This window comes from Bacillus cereus group sp. BfR-BA-01310 (assembly GCF_022664325.1).
Classification (GTDB): domain Bacteria; phylum Bacillota; class Bacilli; order Bacillales; family Bacillaceae_G; genus Bacillus_A; species Bacillus_A paramycoides.
The window spans coordinates 21,001-27,934 of sequence record NZ_JAKUHD010000033.1 but is presented as its reverse complement, the minus strand read 5'-3'; the positions used below and the strand labels follow the sequence as shown (position 1 = coordinate 27,934).

The window sequence follows — 6,934 nt, the reverse complement described above, 5'->3', positions numbered from 1 at the left end:
TGTCCGAAGCCAATTCATCTCCCACCTACTCACTGGGCTGCGACCCTTCACGTTCCTTGAGGAAGGAGTCTTCTTGGCTAAAATGATAAATCCGGTTCAGTTATATACCAATTGAACTTATTTTTATATTTTACACCTACTATAATATTTTCTACATATAAAGGCTTAATCATTTAATGAGTTCTCCTCTCTCACTTAATAAGTTTAGCATTTTGGCCATATTCTACCAATCACCGCCTAATAGGGTCAGGTAATTCTTATGCAACACCTTCAAATCCATATTTATCAAAAACACCCGAAAGTAAACTTTTAATAATTAGTTTACATTCATCTCCTACTAAATACTGACTTCATCCCAATTACCCTGATATCTTCAAAATACAAAATAAAAGTATACATTCAAAACACTTTAAATAAAGAGTTGTGAAATCCATGAACAAAAAATCACATCTCATTGATGTCCAACCCATCCGTATCAAAGAACAAATCAAAGATATGAAATGGGCCCTTAAACGTCATTGTTCCGAACGAGACTATATCCTCTTTCTGATTGGTATTCATACAGGATTGCGTGTAAGTGATTTACTCCAACTAGAGACACAAACCATAGTAAAACTAAAACAAAAAAAGAGAAAAGAATTCAAAATAAAAGAAGGAAAAACGAAGAAAGAACGAATGATTAACTTAACTTCTATTTTTGATGAAATTTTTTTGTATGCCCAAATATTAGAAAGTACCTGGTTATTCCCTTCTCGAAAAGGAGACAAACCCATTAGTAAGATTCAAGCATATCGACAATTGCAAAAAGCTGGAGATTTTTCCGGCATAGAGTCCATTGGTACCCACACCATGCGCAAAACCTTCGGATATTGGTTCTATAAACAAACAAAAGATGTTGATATGTTACAAGAAATACTAAATCATAGCACTCCACAAATTACTCTTAAATATATTGGAATCAATAAAGAAGAAAAAGATAATATACTAGATAATTTCTATATTTAATCACATATAATCAGTATAAAGAAAAATAACATAATTATAGTTAGGGAATGCTTGTAAACTGATATATACTGCATTCCCTTATTCTATGTATGCTTCACTCTTATTCGCCTTTTCCTAACAGTAGAACCACGAATCTTGGCGAAGACATTAGTTTTTGTCCTGTCCGGGAATCCGTCCTCGCTTTTTATTCCACGGGCCTCCAAACCCTCATCGTCAAGGAACTTTCGCGGAATAAACGCCAGGACTCAGCGAATCACTTCTTAAATTGATGAGCATATGTTGTGACAGAACCAACTGAAAATGGAAACGGCAAGCGGGTGCACTCCACTTGCCGTTTTTTCATAGCTTAGTATGTATTTGAATTTCTTTTGCTTTCTCTTCTTCACCCTTCACACGTACAATTAAATCATATGATCCGGATTTTGGCGCTTCAAAAGAAAGCAAACCTTCTTTTTGAGAAGTGACTGCTTCTTCATAAATAACCTTATCATCTTTTGTAACTTGCAATAAAATCGTACCTTCTTCAACCGCTGCTTCATAAGGGATTTCCACATTTCCTTTTTCAGCTTTAAGCGTTTGCACATCGTAATACCCTTGCAGGGAACCAATTTTTAAAGTCGTTTCGCCATTTTTTTGAACCTTTGTGACTTTTGTTGCTGTATTGCATGCGCTTAACAATACAACAAGAGTGAGAATCAGAAATAAACGTAGTAATTTCATAAAGATTCCCCTTTCTTTAAGTATATTTGTATTAAAATTAATCCTTTAACTATTTCAAAAACACCAACAACTTAAAAGAATCACTGCTTTTCTTCAATTTCTTTTTTAAATAATTTTGAAACTCTAATTCTGTTTCATTAATAAAACCAAGATGTAAAACACTAGAGATATCTTCATGATTCAAAAAGAAATTGTACTCCGAAGAAATATTACCATGAGGAAAATAACAACATACATAATCCCATGTTTTCTTTGTTTTAGAATCCATCTGTCTTCTTCCATAAACCATTAATGGATGTTCTCAATCTTTAAACATTACAACAGAACCTATTGGAAGTAATTCTAACTCTAAATTTTGTCCCATCTTATTTCCCCCTTCTTAAAATAGCTTTTTTTACAATAAAATAAATAATAGAGAATAGTAAACAAGCTCCAATTGTACCGAAGGTTGCAACTGAAATTTTCCCTGCTAATGATTCATTTGGATCTAATGCATTAGGTAAAACTGTACCGAAAATTGCAATGCAAGCTAATATAACCATAAAATATTTTAAAATTTCCACTTTCTTAGTCATACCAATTTTCTCCTTTATTCTTTAATAGCAAATTCCCCACCAAATCCCCATAAACCTACACCAGGACCAAATGGTGCATGGAATTTTATTCAGATTTTTCCAACTTCTAAAGATCCTCCGACTGTCCCAAGTGACGCCGATCCTCCAATTTGTAATTTTTATCAGAAAATGGAAGAGGGGTTTTTATAGCACTCTCCTATTTTACTAGAGTAGCTTCAGCTCCTATATGTAAAGTAGGCGAAGGACAATTTGATTCAAAATTGGCAGAGGAATATCGTACTCGATATTTCTAGCCCCGTCGACTGCAAGCAAAGCAACTTCTAGAGAAGGGAATCCAAAGAGGAGAATTGAGAGAAAACCTCGATGTTGAATTAAACATTGATCTCATTTACGGACCAATTTTCTATCGGTTGCTAGTAACCGGTGAAAAGCTGGATGATTCCTATGTACATCACTTAGTAACAAGTGCATTCGAGGGAATACGATTAACATGAATAACATTCGAAAAAAGACTTAAATACTCCCTCCTCCTATACGGATAGAATTTCTCTTAACTTAATAAATAAGATATTTAATTTTTTAGGCTGATGTATTTGGGGCGACCCCCCCACATACATCAGCTTAAGAGTTGAGAATTACCCTAAAAGAATCAACATACAAAAAAAATTCGTTCTGGGGGTAATTAAAAATCTTAGCTTGATAGCGATGGGGTTCCGCCCACATTTTAACGAAAGCATACGCTAAGACCGTTTTTAAAAGTGAAATCTCATCTTTGCTACTGTAAAAATACAACTAGCTCCCCGAAAGAGGTGCTAGTTGACGTAAAATTCGTTAGCGGAAGTCATTTTAAAATTCTATGTGTCGATTTTTTCTTTGCCCTTGCGGATAAACCACCATATCAAAGCTACAAGTAGTATGAGGAGCGGTATTGCCTGAATAAAGAGAAATCCTCCCCAAAAATCAAGTTCAGTACTATATGGAGAGTCTGTTGCCATCACACCTATAAAAAAAGCCACTGGAATTGTGCATAGATTTACCCCTAAACTGCCCATTATGAATATTAGATTTTTATCCTTAGTTTTTGGTGAATCAGACTTGAAGAATGAGAATACTGCCATGCCGAATATAAAAAGCAGTATTACATAAAGTTGATTAAGATATCCCATAATATTCCTCCGTTATCCTAATTGTACCATTAGTAAGGACGTTTTTGTACAAATTTGGATGAATAAGATATTCATGTAAAGTTAACATAACGTCTCATTATCGGTAGCAAGAAAAAGACGGATTCCTACTCTCACAAAGAATCCGCCTTTTTCTTTTTCTATGACTCTATTCATTTTTTTATACATTCCTATCCTGGTGTAAAAAGACAATAAAGCTATTAAATGTTAAAACCTAAAACAAGCATAACCCCGTTCTAAATTTAGGACGGGGTTAAAAGATAGTTGTTTAATTTTTGATATAAGATACTTCACTGTACTTAAAAATAAAACAATAAAGTCGTTTAAAAATCTAAGTTTTATTCAACAATAGCGCCCGTTTGGTGAATATCATTTGTTTAATTCAGTAGGCTGTCACCGAAAACGATTTTCATAAGGCTTCGCCAATGCTCTCTTCCTCGATTAAAGTTAGATTTAAATCTTAAGATAATGAATTAATTACATGCAGGATGTTTGTCCGATTAATAGTTCCCTCTTTCGGAGTTGAACTTATTAAAGTCAGTTTTTAGCATTCCGAATACAATACTATCGGTCCACTCATCTTTATTCCAAAAGTCTTGTATAAAGTGAGCTTCTTTCCTCATCCCAACCCTTCTACATAATTTTCCTGATGCTATATTTCGTGCATCCAGATTCGCTTGAATACGGTGAACTTTTACAACTTCAAATAAATAGTTTATTAGTGCAATAACAGCCTCTGTTGCATATCCTTTTCCAGACACAGATTTTGAAAATGTATAACCAATTTCAACAGTATCTTTCATATCTGTGTACCAAACAGATAGATCGCCAATTACTTTAGTGTCCATTAAGACCGCTAAGCTCAAAGCATTTTCCTTTGTTAATTGATTATTATTTAATTTCTTATCAAATTCCCTCCCTTTATCTTCATGGGTCCATTTATCATGCAAAAGATATTGACATGTTGAGTCATCATTATAAATTTCATAAACGTTATTCAGATGATGTTTTTCAAAAGTTTTAATCAGTAGCCGGTTAGTTTCAATTTTCACAAAATCACCTCTTTAAGACAAGAATATCAATACGGGTAAAACGGCACAACTTTCATATTCAATTATGCAACAATCTGGCCCTTTAATTGAATAACATATGACTGAAATTTTCAAACAACTTTATTATGTTTTGAACGACTTTATTGTAAATTAAAGAACTTTATTGTCACTTAACAGAAGCAGTCTTCATGATCTTCAACTATCACATGCGTTAGTTTAATAGAAAAATGGGAATCCCCTTTCCTTTTCAAATGATGAAGAAGGATTTCACAATCTCCTTCGGTGGGTGCAATCTCTACAAGCATCACACAGTCTAACTAAAGCCATTGTCGGGATGGAACCTACCGGTCACTACTGGCTTAACCTTTCTAAGTGGCTCTCGGATCACCAATTCGAAGCAATCCGCATCTCGTGAAAAAGAACAAAGAAAACCGTGACAACACGCCTTCTAAGAGCGACAAAAAGGATGCACTCGTTATTGCGGATATGGTCAAAAAACGGCTATTACTCTTTCATTCGCAATACACCTGAGGCCTTTGAAGAGCTGCGTGTTTATCTCTCAAACCGTGACTCTGTCGTGACGAGACTCGTAAGTGCTAAAAAGACAGAATACGGATGCTTCGTCTCTGCTGTTAACTGTGCAACCAATGATAAATTGGCTTACAAGCAAATGATGAATAACAAAAATCGGTATGGTAAAGAAAGCGGAACTCAATGGTTTGGTTAAACGGGAGATATACCCCGAAATTCCGCCCAAAGTAGAATACTCTTTGACCGAATATGGGGAAAGCCTCATCCCGCTGATGGGTTTGTTGAATCAATGGGGAGAGGAACATCAGAAACTCATTGATTGGTCGGAACGCATCTGCTAAAACAATGAGGGAAAGCGATTGCTTTCCCTCATTATATTGATATGGCCAAACGCAGAATAAGATCGTTGTTACGCGTATCTGAACCGCGCCAGTGTTCGTGAACCCCACAGGAATGTGACGATTATCGCCGCAAAGGTTGTTACAACACCGGTTATGCCCGGGACATAACTCGCATCATAGCTTGGTAAAAAAGAATCAATGACATTCAGCATCGCGTGGATGATGATGGATGCAAAGATGCTTTTTTCCGTATTGTTATACACCCAGACGATAATGACCCTTGCTGTAACGGTGCCAAGGAACCAGGCTGCAATCCATGCCGGAGAATGATGGGCCTCGATCAACGGAATAACATGCCATATTCCCCACACGCAGCCCAAAATCAGGCCTGCCCCAAGTGCTCCCCACCGCTCCTGCATCGGCTCAATCGCATAACCCATCCACCCCAGTTCCTCAAACGTGGCGGAGATAAAAAACAAAATAAAGAGTAGTGGGAGCGCCAGCAATGGAGTTTGAACCCCTGATAGTGGGAGCCCTAACATACGTAGAATTGCATATGAGAGCAGACCGATTAACGGTATGATAAAAATAATAGGAATATACCAGATCTTATGCTTAATTCTTTTGTAATCGAGCACTCTAGCCAGCAGCCGCTTTACGCCTTTCGTCCGATCTTGTTTGTAAACAAGAATGGCTGCGGTGATGGCGGGACAAACAAACATCAAGGCACTCGTTGGGAGATTCATCGGCAGCCCTTTCATGCTTCCCGTCATGGCGCCAACCACCCAAAAAGGGATCGCGAAAGCAAAAACAAGACCAAGGAATCCGGACAATGACCTTGGGGAAACGGCAGACTTCATATCTCTTACAACCTCCTGAATTAACTGTTAACAGAATTTTTAAAATGGCTCAACATCATGATTAGTGCTTGCCCTTATATGATTTTTTTGAAAGAACCTTGCTTGATTTAACTTTTTGTTTCTTCAGCGGTTTGAAGGAACCGAACATACTCCCCCTTTTTAGTGCTTATTTCTACTATCAATGCAAGTTAGGAAGGAAATATGTTTTTTTTGTTCGACAATGCAAGATAGAGTGTGCCAAAGTTCGAAAAGGGATTTATACGAGTATTTTTGTGGAAGTACACAGGGTTGTTTGAATATGGCACAATAATATTTTATGGTGAATGTATTTTATCTTTTATGAATCATTCCGATACGTGAAATTTTATATCCCCCTTATTAAAAAAGCCCCTATTGGTTTGGAATAAAGTTTAATCAGAAATGTTTTACAAACCCTTATTTGATAAGAGACAAAAAGAATCCATTTTGAAAAAAGATTGATCAAAAATGGATTTTTCTCCAGCAGATTTAGGTTTGTTTTTTATAAAAAAGCTATATCATCATCTTCAAGTTGATATTCCACAATCTGGCCCTTTAATGGAGTAACTCTATTGATACTCAACAGTTCCTTAATCCACCTTTCAGTTCAGATCTTCTTTTCACTTTTCACTATAAAAACACCCCTTT

7 protein-coding genes and 4 pseudogenes are annotated in these 6,934 nt (G+C 36.1%); 4 read left to right on the top strand and 7 right to left on the bottom strand.

Going from position 1 to position 6,934, the window contains the following annotated elements; all coding sequences use genetic code 11:
* Nucleotides 1-432: 432 nt before the first annotated feature.
* Nucleotides 433-1,005: a tyrosine-type recombinase/integrase gene (locus tag MR109_RS27320; protein ID WP_242274574.1), complete on the top strand. Its 573-nt coding sequence runs from the start codon at nucleotides 433-435 to the stop codon at nucleotides 1,003-1,005.
* Between the two features lie 339 nt (nucleotides 1,006-1,344).
* Here the strand turns inward: MR109_RS27320 and MR109_RS27315 are convergent, their stop codons facing one another.
* The 4 genes and pseudogenes from MR109_RS27315 to MR109_RS30320 form a co-directional block, all read right to left on the bottom strand.
* Complete coding sequence (locus tag MR109_RS27315) at nucleotides 1,345-1,725, bottom strand: BA_1872 family lipoprotein (protein WP_071720013.1); 381 nt, start codon at nucleotides 1,723-1,725, stop codon at nucleotides 1,345-1,347.
* 80 nt (nucleotides 1,726-1,805) lie between these two features.
* A pseudogene (locus tag MR109_RS27310) lies at nucleotides 1,806-2,089 on the bottom strand (DUF4176 domain-containing protein).
* 1 nt (nucleotide 2,090) lies between these two features.
* On the bottom strand, nucleotides 2,091-2,300 hold the full coding sequence (locus MR109_RS27305; protein ID WP_242274573.1) for a hypothetical protein: 210 nt from the start codon (nucleotides 2,298-2,300) through the stop codon (nucleotides 2,091-2,093).
* Nucleotides 2,301-2,314: 14 nt separating this feature from the next.
* Nucleotides 2,315-2,535 (bottom strand): annotated as a pseudogene (locus MR109_RS30320) (WXG100 family type VII secretion target); the annotation flags it as partial.
* Here MR109_RS30320 and MR109_RS27300 point away from each other — a divergent pair.
* Nucleotides 2,534-2,794, top strand: a pseudogene (locus MR109_RS27300) (TetR-like C-terminal domain-containing protein); the annotation flags it as partial. The pseudogenes MR109_RS30320 and MR109_RS27300 overlap by 2 nt on opposite strands.
* Before the next feature lie 360 nt (nucleotides 2,795-3,154).
* On the opposite strand, the gene MR109_RS27295 reads toward MR109_RS27300, so the two are convergent.
* Nucleotides 3,155-3,466 (bottom strand): hypothetical protein, encoded by a 312-nt coding sequence (locus tag MR109_RS27295; protein WP_242274572.1) that lies wholly within the window; start codon nucleotides 3,464-3,466, stop codon nucleotides 3,155-3,157.
* Between the two features lie 518 nt (nucleotides 3,467-3,984).
* Entirely contained in the window at nucleotides 3,985-4,536 is a 552-nt protein-coding gene (locus MR109_RS27290; RefSeq protein ID WP_242274571.1) for a GNAT family N-acetyltransferase, read from the bottom strand.
* Nucleotides 4,537-4,765: 229 nt separating this feature from the next.
* On the opposite strand from MR109_RS27290, the pseudogene MR109_RS27285 reads away from it, so the two are divergent.
* Nucleotides 4,766-5,134, top strand: a pseudogene (locus tag MR109_RS27285) (IS110 family transposase); the annotation flags it as partial.
* A 94-nt stretch (nucleotides 5,135-5,228) separates the two neighbouring features.
* Nucleotides 5,229-5,408 carry a winged helix-turn-helix transcriptional regulator gene (locus MR109_RS27280; protein WP_242274570.1) on the top strand — a complete coding sequence of 60 codons (180 nt, stop codon included), beginning with the start codon at nucleotides 5,229-5,231 and terminating at the stop codon, nucleotides 5,406-5,408.
* A 68-nt stretch (nucleotides 5,409-5,476) separates the two neighbouring features.
* Here the strand turns inward: MR109_RS27280 and MR109_RS27275 are convergent, their stop codons facing one another.
* Nucleotides 5,477-6,268, bottom strand: coding sequence for a CPBP family intramembrane glutamic endopeptidase (locus tag MR109_RS27275; RefSeq protein WP_242274569.1), 792 nt, complete (start codon nucleotides 6,266-6,268; stop codon nucleotides 5,477-5,479).
* Nucleotides 6,269-6,934: the final 666 nt, after the last annotated feature.